The sequence below is a fragment of the Amycolatopsis sp. genome (assembly GCF_035276945.1).
In the GTDB taxonomy this organism is placed as follows: domain Bacteria; phylum Actinomycetota; class Actinomycetes; order Mycobacteriales; family Pseudonocardiaceae; genus Amycolatopsis_E.
Genome location: NZ_DATELF010000037.1, coordinates 1 through 2,221, shown reverse-complemented (window position 1 = coordinate 2,221; position 2,221 = coordinate 1). Strand labels below are relative to the sequence as shown.

The 2,221-nt window shown below is 65.9% G+C and carries 3 protein-coding genes; all 3 read left to right on the top strand.

Annotation, left to right across the window (positions count from 1 at the left end; all coding sequences use genetic code 11):
- Positions 1 to 302 precede the first annotated feature (302 nt).
- The 3 genes from VJT49_RS05190 (at position 303) to VJT49_RS05180 (ending at position 2,109) form a co-directional block, all read left to right on the top strand.
- Complete coding sequence (locus VJT49_RS05190) at positions 303 to 1,529, top strand: helix-turn-helix transcriptional regulator (RefSeq protein ID WP_324163533.1); 1,227 nt, start codon at positions 303 to 305, stop codon at positions 1,527 to 1,529.
- Between the two features lie 86 nt (positions 1,530 to 1,615).
- Positions 1,616 to 1,858, top strand: a complete 243-nt coding sequence (locus tag VJT49_RS05185) for a hypothetical protein (RefSeq protein ID WP_324163532.1) — start codon at positions 1,616 to 1,618, stop codon at positions 1,856 to 1,858.
- A complete protein-coding gene (locus VJT49_RS05180; protein ID WP_324163531.1) occupies positions 1,855 to 2,109 on the top strand; it encodes a hypothetical protein in 255 nt (84 codons plus the stop codon). Before VJT49_RS05185 ends, VJT49_RS05180 begins: the two co-directional genes overlap by 4 nt.
- Positions 2,110 to 2,221: the final 112 nt, after the last annotated feature.

Below are 2,221 nucleotides of genomic sequence, written 5' to 3'. Positions count from 1 at the left end.
GGCCGCCCTGGCGCGCTGCTGGCGGAGGTGTCGGGGTGAACCGGGAGGCGCCGGCTGCGGCGCCTGCTGGTCGCGTCCTGGGTGTGCTTCGTGGCGCTGGCCGTGCTGAATGCCTCGGCGGTCACGATCGGGTGGTACTGCCAGTAACGAGCGTCGCTCGGCAACCACCCACCCGTGTGATGGTTGCCGGGCCTTTCGCTGCCGTTACCCTGGTACATGCCTCTTCGCGGAGGAACGCCTCCGGGTAGCTCCCGGGGGCTCTGCGAAGAGGGATCCGCATTCCGCGAAGATGGGCATGACCGGTGAGTGACGCACCCGCCAATCTCCACACTGGTGAGATCATCCGGCACCTGCGCGAGCGCCGTGGCATGAGTCGGCCGGTTCTCGCCGGTCTGGTCGGTTATTCGTCTGACTGGCTGAAACGTATCGAGAATGGTCAGCGAGGCGTGTCCATACCGGCGCTGCTGCGTATCGCCCGAATACTTCGCGTCGATGACCTATCGGTGTTCATCGACGGCGACGTTCCTATTCCGGTATCCGCGTGGGAAGGTCCGCGCCATCCCGCAGCGACAGCAGTTCGACAAATCGTCCGAAATGCCAACTTCACTCCAGCCAACCGCTCCGATGACCCGCCGGACATTCGAGAGCTGTCGAGTCTCATCGCGAATTCTTGGCATGCTTGGCATCTGCGTCCAGACAATCATTCCGCTGTAGCCGAAGCGCTTCCTGCGCTTATCGCCGACCTTGAGCATGCGTCGATTGTCCTCGACGGTCCGGAACGGCGCGCCGCCCATCAAGTCCTTGCTAACGCCTACGGCCTGGCGCAGCACCTGGCGGTTGATTTGGTCGAACCCGAAGAGATAAGCGTGCTCGTCGATCGTGCTGCGCGAGCGGCTCAGACAGCAGATGACCCGGTGAGTCTCGCCTTCGGGGCATGGATTTACGGTCACGGGCTGCGTGGACTCGATGCCGATGCTGCGCTCCGGATTGTTTCCGGAGCGGCTCGCGAACTGAAACGGCACCTCAACGATGATGATGCTGCCGGGTTGTATGGCAGCCTCAATCTGCATTGCGCTGTCTCGGCGGCCTACCAGGGCGAAGAGGGCGCGGCGTGGCGGTACTGGGACGCGGCAGCCGAAACCGCTGCCCGACTGCCCTCCGGCTACTTCCACCCCCAAACGGTGTTCGGCACACAGAACGTCGCACTCCATGGCGTAAGTATCGCCGCAGAACTTCGTCGACACGGTGAGGCGGTCCAGCGGGCAGAACACATCGACCCGGAAATGATGCCGTCCCGGGAACGCCGCGGGCGCCTACTTGGGGAAATCGCAGCTAGCCACATACAGCGCAACGAACTCGACGGCGCCCTCCATTTCTTGACACGTGCCTTTGAAACATCCCCCGAACGGGTGCTGTACTCGCCCCTAACGCGCGGCGCGATCGTCGAACTGGTGCGTTCCGCGACAGGCCCGCTTAAAGCCAGCGCGGTTAACCTTGCCGAGCGGATGGGTGTGCTGCCAGCCCCGTAGACCGTCCGGGTGAGGGGGACAGTCTGTCCCCCTCATTCATTCATGATCTTTCTAGCATCACCTCCTGCGACGGGAGGTGACGACACATGAGCCCAGAGGACTGGCGGGTCCGGAAGGCGTGGGCCGCGAGAGGTGCGGACGGTGGGCTGCTGGTCCCGGTCGACGACGGGCAGCCCTTGGAGGCCTACTGGGGTATCCGTGGCGAGCGGACACCCGGGCTCCAGTTCGGTGATCAGGTCGAGTACTTCGATCCCCTGCTCGGCTTCGCGATCTTGGCCTGCCTGCGGGACATCCTGCACGAGTGCCTGCTCGCCGGGGGTCAGCTGTGAGCGGGCTGGCGCGTACCGGACTGGAGCGGGACCGTGCGGTGGTCGTCGCGATGGCCGAGGTCGCCGAGGCGCTGATGCGGGTGGTGTCGGCCTACGGCCGTGCTGGCTCCCTGGAGGCGGTGGGTACGGACATCCTGCGGATGTACGGCGCGGGCACGGCCCGGCTCGGTGCGTCGATGGTCGGGCGGGCCGACGAGATCGACGGGGCGGCGACCCGGGCGATTCCATCGTCACCGGCTGCGCGCCCGTGACCGCCATGACCCTTCCCTGACCGGTCCGCGCTCCCTGGGTCTCCCGCCCCCGCCCGGGTCGAGCGCGGGCCACCCCATCCCCCGCCCGACGTGAGGGTCGAACTTGGCGACA